The following is a 21,774-nucleotide window of genomic DNA, read 5'->3' as shown; positions in this document are numbered from 1 at the left end:
TTATATCTTGGAGCTATGACGTTATCCGTGCTAAACTACGTTATGAGGGTAAGACGTTAACAATTAGAGCGGATAATGACAAGAGGTGACTGGATATGAGTAAAAAGACAATGTTTCAGAAGATTTGGGATAATCACGTTATTAACCAGGAAGAAGGCAAGCCCAGCGTAATCTATATTGATTTGCATCTTGTGCATGAAGTAACATCACCGCAAGCTTTTGAAGGCCTTCGTTTATCGGGTCGCAAAGTTCGCAGACCAGATCTAACGTTTGCAACGATGGATCATAACGTGCCAACTAAAGATCGTTTCAACATCACAGATCCTATTTCCAAACAACAAATTGATACACTTTCCCAAAACTGTCGTGATTTCGGCGTTACGTTGTTCGACCTAGACAGCCTTGACCAAGGTGTTGTACACGTTATGGGACCTGAGCTGGGACTTACACATCCAGGTAAAACAATCGTTTGCGGCGATAGCCACACATCGACTCATGGCGCATTCGGCGCACTTGCTTTCGGTATTGGAACAAGTGAAGTGGAGCACGTTCTTGCTACACAAACGCTGCAACAATCCAGAGCAAAATCATTGGAAGTACGCATTACAGGCAATCTGAAACCAGGCGTAACTGCAAAAGATTTGATTCTTGGCGTTATTGCTAAGTACGGTACAGATTTTGCAACGGGCTATGTTATTGAATATACCGGTGAAGCGATTCGTGGACTTTCCATGGAAGAGCGTATGACGGTTTGTAACATGTCCATTGAAGGTGGAGCGAGAGCAGGTCTTATTGCACCTGACGAAACAACATTTAACTACCTGCGTGGTCGTGAATACGTTCCACAAGGTGCTGACTTTGACGCTGCAGTTGCAGAATGGTCTAGCCTTGTTACAGATGAAGGCGCTGTGTATGACTGGGTGCTGGAGTTTGACGCTGATTCCTTGATTCCGCAAGTAACCTGGGGAACTAGCCCGGGGATGGGGACAAGTATTACAGCATTAGTTCCGGATCCGCAAAGCTTCGAAACAGAAAATGAACGTAAAGCTGCTGAAAAAGCGCTTGAATATATGGATTTAACACCAGGAACGCCAATGACAGAACTGAAAGTTGATTATGTTTTCATCGGTTCTTGCACAAACGGACGAATTGAAGATCTTCGTGCTGCAGCTAAAATTGCACAAGGTTACACAGTAGATCCAAGCGTTACAGCTATCGTAGTTCCAGGTTCCGGACGCGTTAAAATTCAAGCTGAAAAAGAAGGCTTGGACAAAATTTTTGAGGGTGCTGGCTTCGAATGGCGTGATGCGGGCTGCAGTATGTGTTTGGCTATGAACCCAGACGTGCTGCAACCAGGTCAACGCTGTGCATCGACATCCAACCGTAACTTCGAAGGTCGTCAAGGCCGCGGTGGACGTACGCATCTCGTGTCTCCAGCAATGGCTGTTGCAGCAGCAATCAAAGGTCATTTCTACGATGTTCGTGATTGGGAAATCAAAGAATACCAACAAGCTTAATTTGGGCTGATTAAGGCAATGCTTACGATGCTAGTTTTGCTTAAGCAAAACTTTAAGGAGAATGAAAATATGGAAGCTTTTAAACAACATACAGGCCTAGTCGGTCCTGTGGATCGCGTGAATGTAGATACAGATGCCATTATTCCTAAGCAATTTCTAAAAAGAATTGAGCGTTCCGGTTTCGGTCAATTCCTCTTCTTCGAATGGAGATGGGATGAGGCGGGCAACGTTATCGAGAACTTCCCATTAAACCAAGATCGTTATCAAGGGGCTTCCGTTCTGCTTTCCAGAGCGAACTTCGGCTGCGGATCTTCCCGTGAGCATGCACCTTGGGCGATTCAAGATTTCGGCTTCCGTGTTATTATCGCGCCGTCTTATGCTGACATTTTCTACAACAACTGCTTCAAAAACAGCATTCTGCCAATCAAGCTATCGGAAGAGCAAGTGGATGATTTGTTCGCCCGTACAGCGAAGCATGAAGGCTACAAGCTGAATGTCGATCTTGAGAACAAGACACTCACAGATGAATACGGCTTGAAAATTCAGTTTGATTTGGATGAGCACCGTCGTCAGTTCCTGCTGCAAGGCTTGGATGACATCGGCTTGACACTTCAACATGAAGAGAAAATCACAGCCTATGAGCAAGCTCACCAAAAACGTTTGGCATATAAATAAAAATGTGATCATAAAAGACGCAATCCAATGAGTTTTTACATGGATTGCGTCTTTTTTTGTTCTTGTTGTAACAGCTCTGACCTAGCCAATGGCTAGGTTTTTTTATTCTTCTTTTTTTGCAACTTTTGGCAGTTTTCCGCGTCTAATAGATTACTAGATTGTCGATTGAACGGAGGTTTTGCTGTCGGGCATATGATTATTTTGATACAATGGACACCTTGCTGCTAGTTTTTAAAAGATAGATTTTAAGAGTTTGAAATTACAACCCCAATTCCGACATTACATAGAGGTGAATGATGAAATTTCCTGCATTTTGTTTAATGCTGCTAGTTTGCATGCTGCTTCTCCCTACTTATGCAATGGGAGCCGAATCCCCAAGTGTAATTAAGCTCTATATGAATGAAAAAAAACTGGAAGCTAACGAAGTTCAGCCCCGTATAGTTAGTGGCAATACGATTGTTCCTGTAAGGATTATCGTTGAAGAAATTGGTGCCAAGGTGAGTTGGGATGAACCCACACGCAAGGTAACCATCGTCAAAGGCGATATGAACATTCAATTGGTCATCGACAGTAAAACGGCCTTGATTAAAGGCAAGAAAGAAAGTTTGGAAGTAGCGCCAATCATCGAAAAGGGCAACACGATGCTCCCACTTCGTTTCATTGGCCAACTTATGGGTATTGAATTTAAATGGGACTCTTTAACCTCTTCCGTTCATATGTTCAAAAAAGATGATTCGGATTCCAAACCTGTTACAGGACCCATCGATGTTGTAGATGGCCACAATCCTGGCGAAGTAACACCTCCAAAACCGTCAGTACCGGGTACAGGTACAGATCCAGGAACGAAAACACCCGATGCTAATGCCCACTTGTTGACTTCGATTGTGCTCTCTGAGAAGGAGTTAGCGGTAGCCGCGAAAGACGGCTCTTTAGTTCCGACTATGATGAAATTATCGAACCCGAATCGCATCGTATTTGATTTCCCGAACACATCTTTAGATCCTTCTCTCCAAAAATTGCTTGTAAATAATGCGGGGGAGCTGCCCTCTAAGCATCCTCTGGTTGAGAAAGTGCGCTTTTCTAACTTTGCAGATAATCCGGCTACCGTGAGAATTATTTTGGATTTGAAAGGTTCAGCTGACTATCGCGTACAGCCTTCTAAGCTTACGAATCAATGGACAGCCGCGATTGTGGAGCATCAGTTAACCGTGGTGATTGATGCAGGACACGGGGATAATGATCCAGGTGCATTATCCATAACTGGCAAGCATGAGAAGGATTTTACACTCGCTACAGCGAAGAAGGTAGAGAAGCTGCTTGTTCAGGACAAGCGTATTAACGTCCTTATGACTCGCTCTGACGATACGTTCATTCCACTGGATGGCCGGGTTTCTTTTGCAAACGACATTCAAACAGATCTTTTCCTATCGATTCACGGGAATAGCGCCAAAGCTACGGTATCGGGAACAGAAACGTATTATAACAGGCCGGAAAGCATAGCTTTTGCTAATACAATCCACAAAAATGTGGTTGCCGCTGCTGGATTTCCTGATCGCAAGGTACGTCAAGCTGATTTCAGGGTCATCACGAAAACGACAATGCCGGCTGTTCTAGTCGAAGTGGGATATTTGTCCAATAAGAACGATGAATCTGCCATGTTCAAGGAAGCTTTCCAAGACAAAATAGCGGCTTCTATCGTTGCTGCCATCAAAGAATACCTGAACCTCAAATAAGAGACGAAAGCTTTAAACGTATGCTTTCGAAGTTCGTTTTGCTATGCAAAACGCTAAGGAGTGAGTGAGATGACCAAAACAAGTCGCCTAATCCATGGGGTGCTTCTTGTAAGTGCCATCACGTTGTCTGTAACCGCCTGCGGTCAGAAAGGTCAACTCGTCGGCGGAGCAACACCTCAAGCTACAACCGAGGTGCCGACCCCTACAACGGTGGTACAAAGTCCTGCACCAACCCCAAAAGCAACACCAGAACCTTTAAAACAAAAAAAGGTCAAAGCTTTTTACAGTGATCAGGACGAAATGAAACTTATAGAAAAAGAAGTAACAATCAGCTACAAACTGGAAGCTGACGTGTATGAAGCCGCACTAAACGCACTCAAAAAGAGTGATGATCCTAAAGCAATTCCTTTATTTGATGATCTTACTTTCACAAGCACTTCGTTTGATAAAGCTAAGGGTGAATTGAAGCTTGATCTCAAATTTGGTCCCAAAACGCAATTAGGCGCTCCGGGTGAGGAGTTGTTTTTACAAGCCTTGAAGAAAACCGTGTTTCAATTTCCAGAAGTGAAGGCTGTATATGTACTGAAAAACGGTAAAGAAGTGGATAGCTTAATGGGGCATCTAGAGCTTCCGTATCCAATTAAACGACCTAATTAAATGTAGTAGCAGAGGAGTCTAAATCAACGATGAATAACAAGAAATTAGCAAGTGCAATTGTTAGCTCTTTAATTATTACAAGCCTGGCGGGGACCCCAGTTTTGGCGGCAGAGTCAGTAAATACGACATCAACAAGTAATGTAAAGCTTTCTTTCCCTGACGTAAAATCGGACTATTGGGGTATTCGACATATATCCAAACTTGCTTTGGAAGGCATTATTGAAGGCTATGAGGATGGCGCTTATCGGGCAGAGAACTCAGTTTCACAGCAAGATGTCCTTATTATGGCTACTCGTATGATGGGCTTGCAAGGCGATGTAGACGCAATGACGACAGCAACGGTGTTTCCCGATTTCATGCTGGTTGATAACTATGCGCGAAATTATGTAGCAATTGCTCTTCAGAAAGGCTTAATTTCCAACGAGGAAGAGAAAGTGAGAAGCCAAAGCGATAAGTCCAAAGATAAATGGGGCCAGCGGAAGGCAACGAGAGAATGGGTAGCTGAAGTGGTGATTCGCGCTATTGGGAAGGCGACCACTGCACAAAGCTTATCGTCAACACCAACGGCTTTCAAAGATAATAATGACATTAGCAGCACAACATTGGGATTTGTTAATGCAGCTGTTGCTTTGAAGGTTGTTGACGGCTTTGAAGATGGCACGTTCCAACCTAAGGGGGCAGTCACGCGTGCTCAAATGGCAGCTTTTTTAAGTCGCTCGCAAAAAGAGCTTGCAACATTGCCTTCACGTGCGGTGAAAGGGTACATGACAAGCTTAACGAGCGGCACGATTGGTCTTATGGACAAAGACGGGAATACGAGTACATATAAGCTTTCGCCGAACACAGTGTTCTATGGGAATAAAAATGATACGGCAATAGGCGCGAAAACGCTGCAAGAAACGTTTGAAGTTTCGCTCGTTCAAGTGAATGGAACAGCTTACTATGTTGAGATTCTTAGCGATGAGCTGCAGCTAGATATTCATGAAGGTAAATTGTTGAAATTGAATATGAGCAGCCTCAAGGCGACATTGGATGACTTTGAGAGCTATGATTTAGCAGCGGATGTCGCTGTGACTGATACGGAAGGACGCGGTCTTAGTCTAGGTTCTATTGTGAATGGAAGCACGATTGAATTGCGTAAAAGCAAGATTGTCAAAACCGATAAATATACGTCGATCATAGTTAAACAGGTGCCCGTTAATAAAACAGCAGAAGGCGCGATTCAAACACTTAACAAAGATGCGATGCAAATTACGCTGCTAGACACCGTATCAGGGCAGCCTGAAACGTACGGTTTCTCGAGTAATTTGATTGCGACTTTACCAGATAACAGCCTCGTAGATATCAATTCACTTCACGTTGGAGATTCGGTCGAGTATACGGTCAAGAACAGTGAAATTGTGAAGATTGTAATTAAAAAGCAAGCAGATGTTGGTGTGAGTGTTGAGGGGACTTTGAAAGCACTTGGCGATGACAAAACATTTTTAACGATAACCAAGACAGCAGGCGGGGCATTAGCATCCTATGTTCTTAGCGATAACGTGCAAGTCAGAATTAATGGTTTAGCCACGGCTAGTATTTATGATATCGCTCCAGGAGATCAGCTTAAGCTGGATGTGTTGAATAACAGAGTAACTTTAATTACTGTAACCAACCGTTCTATTGAGAACTTATACTTTGCCAAAATTATTTCATACGATCAAGCTTCGAAATTATTAACCGTTATAGATAATACAGGTAAACCGCATGCTTATATTTTAAAAGATACAGTTTCTATTTCATATGCTGGAGTGAAGCTTCCTTTTGCAAACTTTAGCAGTACATTTACGGCTGGTAAATATGTAGATCTACTTGTTTCAAAAGATAACGTCACTCAAATTCAAATGTCCTCCCAATTGGATGGCGCATTAACACAATTAAATTTACAAACGAATGATATAACATTGAAAACGGACAGCGGTCAAAGTTTGACGTTCAAGCTTAATTACGCTCCACAGGTTGAGCTAGCGAATAAGCCTAACAGTACACTTTCCGATCTTAAAGTTGGGGATAATATTAGTCTTTTACTAAGCTTCGATCAGGGAATTGTAACGAAAATTGTAACGAGTAAAACGGCACTTTATAAAACAATTTTATCAAATGTGAACAGCAAGCAAATTACCGTGACGGATCAGTCGAACACTTCGTATGCCATTTCCCTAGAAGGTGTGCCAATCGTCAAAGCGGATCAAAGTGTAGGTTCAATAACAGATTTTGCTATCGATGACTATGTGAAGCTGACGTTCAAGGGTCTGGCTGTTGTAAAAGCAGAGCTGATTAGTCCTGTGCGCGGTAAAGTTACAGCTGTGAATGCGGCTAGCTCGAGCCTAACCGTTCAAGATTTCTCAGGTAAAAGTCAAGTGATTAACGCAGGCAGCAATTATGATGTTAAACTTAACGGCGGCGTAGCATGGAGCTTCACTTCCATCAAAGTGGGCGATCGTGTTCAAGTGATGAAAGACGCGAGTGACAAACTTCTTATTCAAGTAGCTGTAGGATCTAAGCGGGAAGTGGATAACTACAATAATGTCGTAAACCAATTTTACTTCAAAGCTACAAGCTCCGGAGAAAAAACGGCGTATAGTATTTTCCCAAGAGCCTATTTCCATAAAGGAACGGACGTTGTGTCGGCATCATCTTTTGCAGCAGGAGATCAAGTAACACTTTATGTGTTAGACGATAAAATTGTTGAGATTGAGAAATAAATTTGAACGAAAATTAAGTTCATCCGTCTGTATATTAGGAGCTTGACTTCTAAGGCAGGCGGTTTTTTTTCTAATTTTAAAAATAAATATGGCAATTTTTTAGAAAATGTTCGCATTTTGACGCTTTCAAGCATTGATTCTAACGCCACAATTCGCTACACTGGAGATTATTACGACCCTAAGGAAGTAAAGACATGACACAGAAGTTAGTAAGGCATATTTTGGATACAATCGGTGAGCTCTTTCCGGATGCACATTGCGAGCTGCGCCACAGTAATCCGTTTGAATTAACGATTGCTGTATTATTATCAGCTCAATGCACCGATGAAACCGTGAATAAGGTGACATTGGATTTATTTCAGAAATATAAGCGTCCTGAAGATTACTTGGCCGTTCCGCTTACGGAACTGGAGCAAGACATTCGACGGATTGGTTTATTTCGAAATAAGGCAAGCAATATTCAAAAGCTGTGTCAATTGCTGCTGGACAAGTTTGAAGGCGAAATTCCAGAGAAGCACGAACACTTGGTCGAACTGCCCGGCGTAGGCCGTAAAACGGCAAATGTCGTCGTATCGAACGCTTTTGGGGTGCCTGCTATTGCGGTAGACACTCATGTTGAGCGAGTCTCCAAAAGACTAGGATTAGTTGGCTGGGACGATTCGGTACTTGAAGTAGAAAAGAAGCTGATGAAGAAGGTTCCGCGTGAAGAGTGGACACAAACGCATCATCGCCTTATATTCTTCGGTAGATATCACTGCAAGGCTCAGAACCCGCAGTGCATGATGTGTCCATTGTTGGACAATTGTCGTGAGGGTAAGAAACGTATGAAACCAAGTGCAACTAGGAAAACTATTACAAACAAATGATATGCAGACAAAGGATGGGATTTGAAATGAAATGCATCGCCGTATACACGAATAGCTTTGAACTGTTCTCCGATATTTATGAGCAAGTGATTAACACGCCTCTAGCCGATAATGAGGAAAAAGTCATTGAAGGTGTAACAGTCAGTGAATCCGGTGAAGTTCCTCAGAATTACATAGACAAGATGAAAACGAAATCCGAGGTCGTGGTTATGAAAGTAAAAGACTCCGATATTACGATTTTGCAGCATCGCGATGTCTTTGAGATTTTCTTGCCGGAAAAAGAAAAAGCAGTAATGTCCTAAAACCTAAATCTCCCTTTGGGAGATTTTTTTTCTGTTAGGTTGGATAGAAGAACGGATCATAAGGAGCGGAATGGACGAATGACGCAAATGGTGGATATAAGCATCTCGGTCATGCCGGATGCGATCAGAAACATGCAGATTAATCTGCAAACAAAAGGGGATTACGACAACGCAAGCAAGCTAGGTCAGCTGCTTGATAAAATAGACGCTGGGCGGATGAATATAGCGTTCTGCGGTCATTTCTCAGCGGGGAAATCGACCCTGATTAATCAGCTTTGTGGGCATGCCTTGCTGCCGTCCAGCCCGATTCCAACAAGTGCAAACATCGTGAGTATTCGTAATGGATCACCGGGTGCGCATGTTACGCATCGCATGAAGGATGGCACAGCAAACAATCAGGTAAAACCGAAAACGATTGCGCTTGAAGAATTAGAAGCGTATTGCGTTAATGGTACCGACATTGAAACAGTAGAGATTACGTATCCAATTCCATTTCTGGGGAGTCAAACGGCACTGCTTGATACTCCTGGGATTGATTCTACGGATGATGCTCATCATCAATCTACGGAGTCGGCTTTACATCTAGCCGATGTAGTTTTCTATGTTATGGACTACAACCATGTTCAATCCGAAGTCAATCTCGCATTTACGAAGAAGATGAAGGAGTGGGGAAAGCCGCTCTACTTGGTTGTAAATATGATTGATAAGCATAAAGAATGGGAACTTCCTTTTGCACAGTATCAGGAGGGGACGAAGCAAGCGTTTCTAAGCTGGGGCATCGAGCCGGACGATTTGCTGTTCGTAACCATGAAGGAGCCGAACCATCCGCATAATGAGTATGCGAAGCTGCAATGGCTCCTAAGCCGTTTGATTGAGCGCGGTGATGAACTGCGAAGCTTCAGCATCGACGCATCCGCGCGTTATCTTGCAGCAGAGCACGGCAAATGGTTGGCTGATCAACATGAGCCGCAGAAAGCGGCGCTTATGGAGCAAATCAGCCAGGAAGGTGACGTGCAAGAGGTTCAGGCGCAAGCTGCTGCGAAGCAGGAAGAGCTTGCGGTGTTGAAGGGACGGCCGGAAGCGTTAACGGCGGCGCTCCGTAAGGAAGTTGGCATGATTATCGAGAATGCCAATATCACACCAGCCTTGACCAGGGATCAGGCTCATGCGTATTTGGAGAGCCGTAAGCCTGGGTTCAAGGTAGGCTTTTTCTCTAGAGCTGCACAAACGGCTCTGGAGACGGAGAAACGCCTGGGAACGTTTCAGGCGGATTTGGCTGAGCAGGTAGAAGCGCAGCTGGATTGGCATCTGAGGGATGCTCTGAAAAAGGCCGCTCAGGAGCAAGGCCAGCACGACCCTGCCCTTATAGCGCAAATTGAGGCGCTTAAGTTTGACGTGACGGCACAGTGGCTTGCAGTACAAGTGAATGCTGGCGCAACCTTCGGCGGCGAATATACGCTCAACTACATGAAGCAGGTGTCATCTGATATTAAGCAGCAGTACCGCAAACAGGCGTTTGCGGTGATTGATCTACTCGCGGCTGCAGTCCGCGAGGGGGGTGCGCAAGCGGCTGACGCGCTTGCGGCAGAGCTCGAAGCGCTGGGCGTTCGCCTCAGCGCTTGCCGGGAACTGCAGCGCCTCGAGGAAGCCGAGGCGGAGGCAGAGGCCCAGCTGCTGCGCATGGCTAGCTGGCCTAGACCGCCTGCGCCGGCGCTGCCGGCTGCGCAGCAGTACACGGCCATGGAGGAGACGGCAGCCGCCCCGCTGAGCGGGGGACTGCACGTGACCTCCATGGGCACGATCCTGCAGGCCGCTGCCACGGCATCGGCGGCCGCAGGGGTTACAGCTGCCCCTGTGGAGGCAGCGTCATCAGCGCCTACCGCGTTCACCTCGGGTGAACACGGTAAGCGCATGGAGCGCAAGGCCGCCGATTTGCAGGCGGCCTCAAGCCTCATCGAGGGCCTACCGTCGATGAGGTCGATTGCGCGCTCCATGCGCGAGAAATCGGAACGTCTGCGGCAGCGGACGTTCACGATCGCCCTGTTCGGTGCCTTCAGCGCCGGCAAATCCTCTTTCGCCAATGCGTTGATTGGTGAAAGAGTGCTGCCGGTCTCGCCGAACCCAACGACGGCGGCTATCAATAAGATCATGCCGCCGCAGGAAGGTTGGCCGCATGGCACAGCCAAGGTCAAAATGAAGAAGACGGACGCGATTCTGCAGGACGTTCTCTATTCTTTGGACATACTCGGCGTGCAGGCGACAGACATGCTATCTGCCCTCAAACGCATAAGCGCCCTTTCTCCAGCGGACGTTACGGCCAAAGGGAAGCCGCACTATTCTTTCCTGAAGGCAGTGGAGAAGGGTTGGGCCCTAACCCAAGATCATTTAGGGACAGAACTGAAAATAACAAAAGATGAGTTCCCAAGCTATGTTGCAGACGAATCTAAGTCCTGTTTTGTTGAATTTATCGAATTATATTATTCCAATCCATTGACTGAACAAGGTATTATATTCGTTGATACGCCAGGGGCAGATTCCATAAATGCTCGTCATACCGGGGTAGCTTTTAACTATATTAAAAATGCGGATGCTATTCTTTTCGTAACTTATTACAATCACGCCTTCTCGCAAGCAGATCGAGAATTTCTTTTGCAGCTCGGACGTGTGAAGGACAGCTTTGAGATGGATAAAATGTTTTTCATCGTCAATGCGGCTGACCTTGCCGCTAGTTCGGAAGAATTAAATGGCGTGATTAAACATGTGGAAACGAATTTGCTGCAGCACGGCATTCGGAATCCGCGTATTTATCCAATATCCAGTTATTTGGCCGCAGAAGGTAAAATAACAGGAAACGAAGCGTTGGTTACCCAATCTGGCATTCATCCATTTGAGCAAGAGTTCGTGAAGTTTACGTTCAATGAGCTTAGCGATGTCGCTATCCATGCAGCTAATTTAGAGCTGAATCGCGCCATTGCTACCATGCAACAATGGCTGGAGCGAGCGCAGTCCGGGGAGGAAGAACGGAAGCTTCAGTTAACCAAGCTAGGACAAGAAGAGAATGCCGGAAAAGTGCTTCTTGAAAATACCCTGTATGACGCAGAGCTCAAAGAATTAAAGAAAGAAATTCAGGAGCTTTTGTACTACGTCAAACAGCGCACGATGTACCGCTTTGGTGAATTATACAATTATGCGTTTAATCCTTCGACCTTCAGGGATGATGCCAGAGATCCGAAGCAAGCTCTACAATCTGCATGGAGTGAGCTGCTGCGAATGATTGGCTACGATTTATCCCAAGAGGTATTAGCCACAACGCTTCGTGTTGAAAATCGCATGAATCTGATTAGTAAGAGCCGTGTAAAGCGCTGGGAAGAGCAGCTTGGTGAGTTGATGGAAGGATTCGAAAGTGGAACGTATGAATCAAATAAATTCGTGACACCTGAAATTACGTCTAAACTTGATGTTCCAGATGTAACCTTGAAGCTGCTCCAAAGTCATTTCAAAAATGCGAAGCAATTTTTCGAAGGCGATGGCAAAAGCAAGCTTAGAGCAGATTTGGAAAATCGGATGAACGCGCCAGTTGCCGAATTTATCGAACAGCAAACCATGGAGCTTGAACAAGCTTATGCGAATCAGTTGGAAAATTGGCTTGCAACTCAGAAAAATCAGATGCTGCAACAGCTGAATGAGCATGCAGAAGGGCTTCGCGATGCGCTCGAAATGAAGATTGATTTGAACGAACTTATATCCAAACAGCATCAATTAAAGGCTTTTGTTTAATGATTAAACAAAAGGGTTGGTCGGGTTCTATTGAACTTGGCCAACCCTTTATTACGTATTGCCATGTAAGGGCTTACATCTATGGTTATCGGGATGATTTTAAAGAATAGGGGGGATTCCTGCAAGTTTTTGTGAAGTTATGGGCATTTAAGCGTTTAAATCCTCGTATCCTCTGATTGCTCGCTAATAGGGATGGTGTTAAGATTCATTAGGTAATAAAACGCTTTCTAAGCTTTTCCAATTTATCCTTCTTGAGGAGGGGGCCCCAACGTGGAAGTGTTCAGGCAACTGAAGCCGTATTTTTGGCCAGAGAAAAAATTATTTTTTGGAGCAATTGCATGTTTAGCGGTGGCAACCGCGCTCGGTCTCGTTTATCCGAATTTACTACGGTATTTAATCGACGAGGTGATTACGAAGAAACAATTTGAGCTCGTTCCCCGACTGGCGCTTGTCGTCGTACTAGTCGTTTCAATGAAGGGGATGTTTCAATTTCTTCATGGCTTATGCGGAGGCCGTTTAGGTAACCGCGTCGCGTATCATTTGCGTAATGCGCTGTACAACAAGCTCCAGTACTTATCCTTTCAATACTATGATCAGGCAAGAACAGGGGACTTAATGTCAAGATTAACTGCTGATTTGGAGGCCATTCGACAGTTTATCGGCTTTGGCTTCGCTCAGCTCCTAAACGTGATGTTGATGCTGGTTTTCGGTATGGGAATGATGTTTTCGATTAACTGGAAATTGGCTTTACTTACGATGATTACAATGCCTTTTCTGGCGTTTACTGCCATTCGTTTTGAAGGCAAAATTCATCCGGCTTTTCGAATGGTACGTCAATCCCTCAGTACTATGACTACTGCGGTACAAGAAAATATTACAGGGGTTCGAACGGTGAAATCGTTTGCGCGTGAACCTCATGAAGTAACGAAGTTTTCAGCACGCAATGAGGATTATAAGGCCATGAATATCGAGACCTCAGGGATCTGGGCGAAGTATTTTCCAATCATGGAGATATTGGCGAATTTAAGTGTCGTCACTTTGCTCGGAGTTGGCGGATACATGGTGATCGAGAATACCATTACATTAGGTGAACTCGTCGCTTGCTTCAGTCTTATCTGGTACATCATTGGACCGATGTGGGGTTTGGGCTTTCATATTAATAACTTCACACAAACCAAAGCTTCGGGTGAGAAAATTTTGGAAGTTTTGAATCATTACATGCATGTGAAAGATCAAGAAGGTGCGATTGCTTTGAAAAGTGAACATGTAAAAGGTCATGTACGTTTTGATCATGTCACGTTTTCATATCCGGAAAAACAGCCTGCACTCCATGATTTCTCAGTTGATGCTCCACCTGGTTCTGTTATAGGTCTTCTAGGCAGCACAGGCTCGGGTAAAACAACAGTCATTTCCTTGCTAATGAGGGCTTATAACGTTAAAGAAGGCAAGGTTATGTTAGATGGTCAAGATATTCGTTCTTTGCAAGTAGAAAGCTATCGCAATCAGATCGCTACAGTTTTCCAAGAAACATTCTTGTTTTCCTCTTCAATCCGAAACAATATCTCTTATGGACGTAAAGATGTGACGATGGATGACATTATTCGAGCAGCTAAGCTGTCCAAAGCGCATGATTTCATTATGGAGCTTCCGGAAGGTTACGACACGGTTGTTGGTGAACGCGGTCTAGGCTTGTCCGGAGGTCAAAAGCAGCGGATTGCCATCGCTCGGGCGCTGATCAAAGATCCTAAAATTCTCGTTCTGGACGACGCAACTAGTGCGGTTGATATGGAAACGGAACATGAGATTCAAGCAGGCTTCGGCGAGGTTATGAAAGGGCGTACAACATTCATCATTGCTCACCGGATTTCTTCCTTGAAGCATGCTGATGAAATTATTGTTCTGGATAAAGGACGGATTGTACAAAGAGGCACACATCAGGATCTGTTGCAGCAGGACGGACTTTACCGTCAAACCTATGACATTCAGTATGCGGATGGGCCTCAGAGAACGGCTGCAAGCAGCCAAGCTGCGGCAACAAAGGATACGGATTTGGATTTGGATGCATTAAACCATTCTCCATCGCAAGAAAGAAGGTTAGCACATTGAGTACTAATTCGACGCAAGCCGAGGCATCTGCCAAAAGAGAAGATTCCCAAGCGGGGCAACGATTCGTATATCAAGATGATGAACTGATTGAAAAGCCTTTTGATTGGGGTCAGTTGAAACGTTTATTTAGTTATATGAAGCCTTATAAGAAACAAATGCTGCCTATCATCATTATCATGATGTTGGTAGGAGCAATCACCAAGCTGACCATTCCACTGCTCATTCGGGAAGCTATTGATAATTCCATCATTCCTAAGGATAAGAATCTGCTTTTCCTAATCGTTGGGATCATGCTTACGGTATATGTCATTCAATGGCTAGCCAATACATTCCGTATTAAATATACGAATATGATTGGTCAGCGGGTCATCTACGATCTGCGTCATGATTTATTTAGTCATATTCAAAAGCTGTCGTTTCGTTTCTTCGATACACGTCCGGCAGGCTCTGTGCTCGTTCGAGTAACTAACTATGTGAATTCTTTGCAAGATTTGTTTACGAACGGTGTTGTTAACTTATTAATTGATGTTGTGCAGCTCTGCGGCATTATTATTATTTTGTTGACGTTTAATTTCAAATTAGGCGCGTCGATTATCGTGACGGTTCCGATTATGTTCCTCATATCGACTCAGCTTCGGAAAAAGATTCGTCGTGCTTGGCAGGACGTGACGATGAAGCAATCCCGTCTGAATGCTCATTTAAATGAATGCATACAAGGCATCAAAGTTACACAAGCCTATACGCAAGAAAAAGAAAATATTCAATTCTTCACCAAAATGAATATGGTCAATCGGTTGTCTTGGAACCGAGCTTCAATGCTCAATCAATCGTTTGGTCCACTCATTGAAATTACGGGAGCCGTTGGCTATTGCATTCTGTTCTGGCTAGGCGCGCATTTAATTCAAACGGAAGAAATATCGGTCGGTTTATTAGTTGCATTCGCTACTTACATAGGCTATTTCTGGGAACCTATTACGCGGTTAGGACAAATGTATTCCCAACTGCTCATTGCAATGGCTTCAGCAGAGCGGATCTTCGAGTTTATTGATGAGGAACCAACTGTGGCTGAAATCGAAGGTGCAAAAGATCTATCAAGTATCCAAGGGAATGTGAAGTTTGAGAATCTCGTATTTGAGTATGAGCCAGGCAGACCTGCACTCAAGGGTATTAATTTAGATGTACAGGCTGGGCAATCCATTGCGTTAGTTGGTCATACAGGTTCGGGTAAAAGTACGATTATGAATTTATTATGCCGCTTCTATGACCCAAATGAAGGTAAAATACTTATCGATGGCCAGGATATTCGTCATGTAACCATCCAAAGCTTGCGTTCTCAGATCGGGGTCGTGCTTCAAGATACGTTTATTTTCTCTGGTACGATTCGGGATAATATCCGATTCGGTCGGCTAGATGCTACAAATGAAGAGATTGAGCTTGTAGCCAAGGCTGTTCATGCGCACGATTTTATCATGAGTTTGCCGGCTGGATATGATACAGAGGTTCAAGAGCGCGGTAACGTACTCTCGATGGGTCAGCGTCAGTTGATATCCTTTGCCAGGGCACTGCTTGCGAACCCGCGTGTTCTTATCTTGGATGAAGCAACGGCTAGTATTGATACGGATACTGAGCTCAAAATTCAGGAAGCTCTCAAAACGCTGCTTGCCGGTCGAACATCCTTCATCGTCGCACACAGACTTTCTACGATTCGGAATGCTGATAAAATCGTAGTGCTTGATCATGGGCGAATGATGGAGATCGGTAATCATGAGGAACTCATGAAAGAACAAAAGATTTACTTTGGACTTATTCAAGCCCAATATAAATTTTTGCAGGATGCGGTTTAACGTTCTGAGATAAAGCTGTTTAACTGCTGTGGCGGTTAAACGGCTTTTTTCGGTGAATAGAGGAAGTTTAGAGCACGGAAGTGAGTTGATTGGGTTGATGAAAAAGTCTTATCAGCCTACATTTTTTAGTATGACTTCGATTCTTGCTTACAGTAGGCTTAGATCCCTGGCCTATTTCAGTCATCCGCGCAGCGTGGAACTTGTAACGATGTTTTACATCGTTACAGAAGTCTCAGCCATGGCTGTCTCGCGCTGTAATGATGATTTTCAGCGTTGTAGATGAAAAAAGCGCTGACATCCGCTCTGGGTGTGGCTTGTAACGATGTTTTACATCGTTACAGATGTCCAACTAGCTGGTAGGGATCGAAGTACCTGGCTAATGGCCAGGGTTTTCTTAATATCATTACCAAGCGAAAGCCCGGAAAACGGCTCTCTGTCTACCATATACCAGCCTACTCCACGATTTCAGAGTAAAATAGGCCATTACAGCAGCCTATACGCTGTTGAACTACCAAGAGACATCCTAAACAATCGTCTCAGACTGCTGCCGCCCTCCCAAAGCCGCATTTTGTTAAAATACAGCCAGCTTCTTTGAAAGCAGCATGCTTTTTCAGAATAAATGAAACGGGTAACTCACGATCCTTTGTGGGCCCGTTCTGTATTGTAATGTTTGCAAATTTATTCAAGAAGCTATACTCTTAGAGTGAATTATGCCATTTATTCGCAGGAGGGGACTTCCTTGAGATCATCTCGTTTTATGTGGGGCGCAATTGGCCTTACAGCTTCGATATCTACGATTGTTTTCGCAGTAGGCTTTGCTTACGCGGCGAATCAAATATGGTTTCCCAAAGCAACCGGAGACCTCAATCTTGTAACGGCTGCGCCTAAGAAAGAAACAATGATTGAGAGTAAAAGTAAGCTTCAGATTGTTGCTCTTGGAGATTCATTAACTGCAGGAACAGGTGATAACACAGGCAAAGGATACGTTGGACGTGTCCGCGAAAAGCTGGAGAAGGAAAGCGGTAAGCCGGTATTCGTGCTTAATAATCTGGCGATTCCAGGCTACAAGAGTGACCAACTTCTCTCTGATCTAGCACTGAAAAAGACGCAGGACGCACTCGCTCAAGCGGATATCATTTTACTCACGATTGGCGGCAATGACATTTTTGCTGGTGGGGAAGGGCTTTTTAAAGGAGAAAATCAGACGGAGTTTAACCCAGAGGGTGCGCTGAAACGCGTAGAACCTGCGCTGGCCAAAATGGATAAGGTCATTCAAGCAATTAATAAGGCCAATCCGAATGCAACTGTGTTGTATGTTGGCTTATATCATCCTTTTCTTGATTTAGATCCCAAAAAAGAAGGTTCGCTTATTGTACAGCGTTGGAATAACAGTGTCTTTGAAATGATGAATCGTTATCCTCATATGGCCATTGTCCCAACCTATGATTTGTTTGAACAAAATTTGATCAAATATTTGTCCTCAGCCGATCATTTTCATCCAAACGGGGACGGCTATGAACGCATTGCCGATCGGATTGTTCAAATTCTAAAGTAGGGGAGGCCAAGCAGATGGCAGTAGCAGCAGTACCAACGACGGTTTTATCTGTTAAAAATTTAAAAAAACGAATTAAAAATAAAGAGATTATAAAAGGGATTTCTTTTGATGTATACGCAGGTGAAATCTTCGGTTTCTTAGGACCCAATGGGTCAGGCAAAACAACGACGATTCGTATGCTTGTTGATTTAATACGTCCGACTGAAGGGTCTATTCAGATTTGTGGGCACGATGTTCACAAGGAGCATAATCAAGCGATGCGCCATGTCGGTTGTATCGTCGAGAATCCTGAGCTATATTCTTATTTGACAGGTTGGGAAAATCTTGAGCATTTTGCAAGAATGCTGCCGAATGTCGACGATAAACGAATCCAAGAGGTCGTTGAGATCGTCTCCATGGATCAACGTATTCATGATAAGGTTCGTACTTATTCCCTTGGTATGCGTCAACGACTCGGCATTGCTCAGGCACTGCTTGGACGGCCTAGCTTGTTGATATTGGACGAGCCAACGAATGGTCTTGATCCACAAGGAATTAAGGAAATGAGGGAGTTCATTCAGCGTTTGGCCGCGGGTGGACTAAGCTTGTTCGTGTCCAGTCACTTGCTTAGCGAGATTCAACAGATGTGCCATCGTGTAGCCATCATTAGTCATGGTGAAGTCATTCAAGTGGGTGCTGTCGATGATTTGGTCGCTCAAGGCGGCAAAGTGGTGTGGTCCGTGTCTCCGGCCGACAAGGCCGAGGGGCTTTTAGAGGCGTCACCGCTTGTGCACGCCATTGAGGAAATTTCTCAAGAAAGTCCAATAGGCTTGCCTACAACAGTGAAACAAATCGTTACTCAAATGGACAAGGAAAACGTCCCGCAGGTAAGTCAGCATTTGATGGAAGCAGGAATTAGCCTGTTTGCTGTAGAAATCAAAAATCCAACACTGGAAGATTTGTTCTTGAGCCTAACCGAAGGTGAAAGAATTGAGTAGGGGAAGGTGAAAGAATTGCTTAGTTTATATGCCCTTGTCAAGAATGAATGTATTAAAATGATAAAGAAAAAACGTTTTTATGTTATCCTACTTATACTTCTTGCATTAATCCCTATGTTCACTTATGCTCAAATGCGAGTTGCCCAAAATACACAAAAGCAGTTTGGTACGACGGATTGGAAGGCGGACCAACGGCAGAAAATTGCTGACTGGGAAAAGCGTTTAAGCTCGGCTCGAACGCCAGATGAGTGGAAACAACAGCTTAGAGTGCAAATTCAAATCGCTAACTATTATCTTGAAAAGGATGTAGATCCGAGTACACCGAATGCAGTAACTTTTACACGCGAGTTTGTGAAAAATGCTGTTGGTTTATTCATTCCGCTCATTATCATGGTCATTTCCGCTGACATCGTATCATCTGAGCATTCTACGGGGACTATTAAATTATTGTTGACAAGACCGGTCCGGCGATGGAAAATCCTATTGAGTAAATTAATTACGGTTGTCTTCTTTACTTCGCTAACCGTATTGTCCACTGGTGTCTTATGTTATTTGATTTCTGGTGTTGTTTTCGGCTATAACGGTTGGACGATGCCTGTATTTACGGGTATTCAGCTAACTGGTACAGAAGTGGATTTCAGTCTTGTACGTGCAGTTGATCAATGGTTCTTTCTTATCATGGAGTTTGGATTGGTTTGGTTCTCAGCATTAGTTGTTGCACTCATGTCACTAATGCTATCCGTTCTCATCCGTTCCACTGCTGCAGGTATGGGGGTCATGCTTGCCGTATTAATATCAGGGACCATTCTTTCGAACATGGTGTCTTCATGGGAAACTGCGAAATATTTGTTTATGGTCAATCTGGACTTAACGAAGTATTTAACAGGTGGCCTTCCGCCAATAAAAGGGATGGACTTGACCTTCTCTCTAAGTGTTTTAAGTGTGTGGGCGATCGCTTCACTCATTGTTTCATTTACGGTATTTTCACGAAAAGATGTTTTGAATTAACGGTTATATTAGATAAAGGAGGGCTTCAATGTCCGAGCAGCTAGAATTTGCGAAAGGAATAGCCCCAACATCGAATTATGAGGCTGATGATATACAAGTCCTGGAAGGTCTTGTAGCGGTTCGTAAAAGACCAGGGATGTATATTGGTAGTACAAGTGCATCAGGTCTACATCACCTGATCTGGGAGATCGTGGACAACGCAGTTGACGAGCATCTTGCCAAACATTGTTCCAAGATTAATGTGACGATACATAAAGATCAGTCCATTACGGTTCAGGATAATGGCAGGGGGATTCCAACCGGTATGCATAAGACCGGCGTGCCAACTCCGCAAGTTGTATTTACTATTTTACATGCCGGCGGTAAGTTTGGCGGATCAGGCTATAAGAAGTCTGGCGGACTTCATGGTGTAGGTGCATCGGTAACGAATGCTTTATCCGAATGGCTGGAAGTAGAAATTTATCGAGATGGCAAGGTGCATAAAATGCGCTTTGAATATTGGGTCGACGATGCAGGAATCGAGCATGTTGGTGAACCGGTTACCGGACTCGAAGTCGTAGGGAATACGAATCGTACAGGAACGAAAGTAACCTTTAAGCCTGACAAACGCGTATTTCAAGGCGGAACAACCATAAACTACGATACTTTAGCTGAACGTCTGCAAGAAATTGCTTTCCTCAACTCAGGACTTCTCGTTAACTTGAAAGACGAACGGTCGGATAAATTAGACACTTTTCAATATGAGGGTGGCGCAAGTCAATTTGTTGAATTCCTGAATGAGGAGAAAACGGTTCTTCATCCTGTGATTCACTTTGCTTCAGAAAAAGATGAAATCGAAGTAGAGGTAGCTTTGCAATACAACGATGGCTACACAGAAACGATCGCTTCCTTCGTAAACTCAATCCCTACCCGCGGCGGCGGTACCCATGAGACCGGTTTTAAGACAGCTTATACACGCGTCATGAATGAATATGCCCGTAAAGGGGGCATTATCAAAGAAAAAGAAAAAAATCTTGATGGTACCGACCTTCGGGAAGGTATGATGGTTGTTATCAATATCAAGATGGGCGATGTTGAATTCGTTGGTCAAACGAAAGATCAGCTTGGAAGCGCTAATGCAAGAAGTGCTGTAGATGCGGTTGTTTCTGATAAAATGACTGTTTTCTTGGAAGAAAATCCGCAAATCGCGCAAATGATGCTGAAAAAGGCTGTACAAGCTTCCAAAGCACGAGAAGCGGCTCGTAAAGCGCGAGAAGAAATTCGCAGCGGTAAAAAAGGAAAGAGTGAGAGCTCGAACCTGAATGGTAAGCTAACCCCTGCACAATCGAAGGATTTGCAGCGAAATGAGCTGTTCATTGTCGAAGGGGATTCCGCCGGTGGCTCAGCCAAGCAAGGACGTGATTCTAAGCACCAGGCGATTTTACCGCTCAAAGGAAAACCGATGAATCCCGAGAAATCCAAGCTTCTCGATATTATGAAAAATGATGAATACAAAGCGATCATCGCTGCCATTGGAGCTGGAGTTGGCTCTGAATTCGAAGCAGAAGAGATGAATTACGGCAAAATCATTATTATGACAGATGCAGACACGGACGGCGCGCACATTCAGGTTTTGCTTTTGACCTTCTTTTACCGCTATATGAAGCCATTGATCGACCAGGGTAAAGTGTACATCGCACAGCCTCCGCTTTATAAAGTGACAAGAAAAGGCAAGAATGCTGGACACAAGTACGCTTGGACGGACGATCAACTACAGGTTGTTGTCAAAGAACTTGGTAAGAATACTGAACTGCAGCGTTATAAAGGTTTGGGTGAGATGAATCCGGAGCAGTTGTGGGAAACGACGATGAATCCGGAAAGCCGTACTTTGCTGCAAGTACAGATTGAAGATCCCGCTAAAGCAGAACGACGAGTAACAACATTAATGGGCGATAAGGTAGATCCACGCAAGCGGTGGATTATCGAGAACGTCGATTTTACCGAATATGTAGAGTAGACCAAAAAGAGTGGTGA

At 44.3% G+C, this 21,774-nt stretch carries 14 protein-coding genes; all 14 read left to right on the top strand.

The window, feature by feature from the left end:
* Positions 1 to 95 precede the first annotated feature (95 nt).
* The gene (gene leuC, locus AC58U0_RS05545; protein WP_057301746.1) at positions 96 to 1,517 is read left to right on the top strand and encodes a 3-isopropylmalate dehydratase large subunit; all 1,422 of its coding nucleotides are present in this window, start codon (positions 96 to 98) and stop codon (positions 1,515 to 1,517) included.
* A gap of 69 nt (positions 1,518 to 1,586) precedes the next feature.
* Positions 1,587 to 2,192: a 3-isopropylmalate dehydratase small subunit gene (gene leuD, locus AC58U0_RS05540; RefSeq protein WP_056838865.1), complete on the top strand. Its 606-nt coding sequence runs from the start codon at positions 1,587 to 1,589 to the stop codon at positions 2,190 to 2,192.
* 296 nt (positions 2,193 to 2,488) lie between these two features.
* Positions 2,489 to 3,925: an N-acetylmuramoyl-L-alanine amidase family protein gene (locus tag AC58U0_RS05535; RefSeq protein WP_497378010.1), complete on the top strand. Its 1,437-nt coding sequence runs from the start codon at positions 2,489 to 2,491 to the stop codon at positions 3,923 to 3,925.
* Between the two features lie 69 nt (positions 3,926 to 3,994).
* Positions 3,995 to 4,582 carry a GerMN domain-containing protein gene (locus AC58U0_RS05530; RefSeq protein ID WP_497378009.1) on the top strand — a complete coding sequence of 196 codons (588 nt, stop codon included), beginning with the start codon at positions 3,995 to 3,997 and terminating at the stop codon, positions 4,580 to 4,582.
* Positions 4,583 to 4,611: 29 nt separating this feature from the next.
* Positions 4,612 to 7,326, top strand: coding sequence for an S-layer homology domain-containing protein (locus AC58U0_RS05525; RefSeq protein WP_497378008.1), 2,715 nt, complete (start codon positions 4,612 to 4,614; stop codon positions 7,324 to 7,326).
* 194 nt (positions 7,327 to 7,520) lie between these two features.
* Entirely contained in the window at positions 7,521 to 8,192 is a 672-nt protein-coding gene (nth, locus tag AC58U0_RS05520; protein WP_497378007.1) for an endonuclease III, read from the top strand.
* A 26-nt stretch (positions 8,193 to 8,218) separates the two neighbouring features.
* On the top strand, positions 8,219 to 8,494 hold the full coding sequence (locus AC58U0_RS05515; protein ID WP_029193089.1) for a hypothetical protein: 276 nt from the start codon (positions 8,219 to 8,221) through the stop codon (positions 8,492 to 8,494).
* Between the two features lie 78 nt (positions 8,495 to 8,572).
* Positions 8,573 to 12,271 (top strand): dynamin family protein, encoded by a 3,699-nt coding sequence (locus AC58U0_RS05510; protein ID WP_497378006.1) that lies wholly within the window; start codon positions 8,573 to 8,575, stop codon positions 12,269 to 12,271.
* A gap of 270 nt (positions 12,272 to 12,541) precedes the next feature.
* The gene (locus AC58U0_RS05505; RefSeq protein ID WP_497378005.1) at positions 12,542 to 14,377 is read left to right on the top strand and encodes an ABC transporter ATP-binding protein; all 1,836 of its coding nucleotides are present in this window, start codon (positions 12,542 to 12,544) and stop codon (positions 14,375 to 14,377) included.
* Entirely contained in the window at positions 14,374 to 16,221 is a 1,848-nt protein-coding gene (locus AC58U0_RS05500; RefSeq protein ID WP_497378004.1) for an ABC transporter ATP-binding protein, read from the top strand. Before AC58U0_RS05505 ends, AC58U0_RS05500 begins: the two co-directional genes overlap by 4 nt.
* Positions 16,222 to 16,960: 739 nt before the next feature.
* Positions 16,961 to 17,776: a GDSL-type esterase/lipase family protein gene (locus tag AC58U0_RS05495; RefSeq protein WP_497378003.1), complete on the top strand. Its 816-nt coding sequence runs from the start codon at positions 16,961 to 16,963 to the stop codon at positions 17,774 to 17,776.
* 14 nt (positions 17,777 to 17,790) lie between these two features.
* Positions 17,791 to 18,753: an ABC transporter ATP-binding protein gene (locus AC58U0_RS05490; protein WP_497378002.1), complete on the top strand. Its 963-nt coding sequence runs from the start codon at positions 17,791 to 17,793 to the stop codon at positions 18,751 to 18,753.
* 15 nt (positions 18,754 to 18,768) lie between these two features.
* Positions 18,769 to 19,761: a DUF2705 family protein gene (locus AC58U0_RS05485; RefSeq protein WP_029193094.1), complete on the top strand. Its 993-nt coding sequence runs from the start codon at positions 18,769 to 18,771 to the stop codon at positions 19,759 to 19,761.
* A 28-nt stretch (positions 19,762 to 19,789) separates the two neighbouring features.
* Positions 19,790 to 21,757, top strand: a complete 1,968-nt coding sequence (parE, locus tag AC58U0_RS05480; RefSeq protein ID WP_497378001.1) for a DNA topoisomerase IV subunit B — start codon at positions 19,790 to 19,792, stop codon at positions 21,755 to 21,757.
* Positions 21,758 to 21,774 lie beyond the last annotated feature (17 nt).

The organism is Paenibacillus sp. J31P190 (assembly GCF_059692075.1).
This window is presented reverse-complemented; position numbering and strand designations above follow the sequence as displayed.

What these genes read in the sequence shown, in the direction of transcription:
- nth (WP_497378007.1), top strand. Translation starts at nt 7,521, where the DNA reads ATGACACAGAAGTTAGTAAGGCATATTTTGGATACAATCGGTGAGCTC.
- AC58U0_RS05530 (WP_497378009.1), top strand. Translation starts at nt 3,995, where the DNA reads ATGACCAAAACAAGTCGCCTAATCCATGGGGTGCTTCTTGTAAGTGCC.
- AC58U0_RS05490 (WP_497378002.1), top strand. Translation starts at nt 17,791, where the DNA reads ATGGCAGTAGCAGCAGTACCAACGACGGTTTTATCTGTTAAAAATTTA.
- parE (WP_497378001.1), top strand. Translation starts at nt 19,790, where the DNA reads ATGTCCGAGCAGCTAGAATTTGCGAAAGGAATAGCCCCAACATCGAAT.
- AC58U0_RS05510 (WP_497378006.1), top strand. Translation starts at nt 8,573, where the DNA reads ATGACGCAAATGGTGGATATAAGCATCTCGGTCATGCCGGATGCGATC.
- AC58U0_RS05515 (WP_029193089.1), top strand. Translation starts at nt 8,219, where the DNA reads ATGAAATGCATCGCCGTATACACGAATAGCTTTGAACTGTTCTCCGAT.
- leuC (WP_057301746.1), top strand. Translation starts at nt 96, where the DNA reads ATGAGTAAAAAGACAATGTTTCAGAAGATTTGGGATAATCACGTTATT.
- AC58U0_RS05535 (WP_497378010.1), top strand. Translation starts at nt 2,489, where the DNA reads ATGAAATTTCCTGCATTTTGTTTAATGCTGCTAGTTTGCATGCTGCTT.
- AC58U0_RS05525 (WP_497378008.1), top strand. Translation starts at nt 4,612, where the DNA reads ATGAATAACAAGAAATTAGCAAGTGCAATTGTTAGCTCTTTAATTATT.
- leuD (WP_056838865.1), top strand. Translation starts at nt 1,587, where the DNA reads ATGGAAGCTTTTAAACAACATACAGGCCTAGTCGGTCCTGTGGATCGC.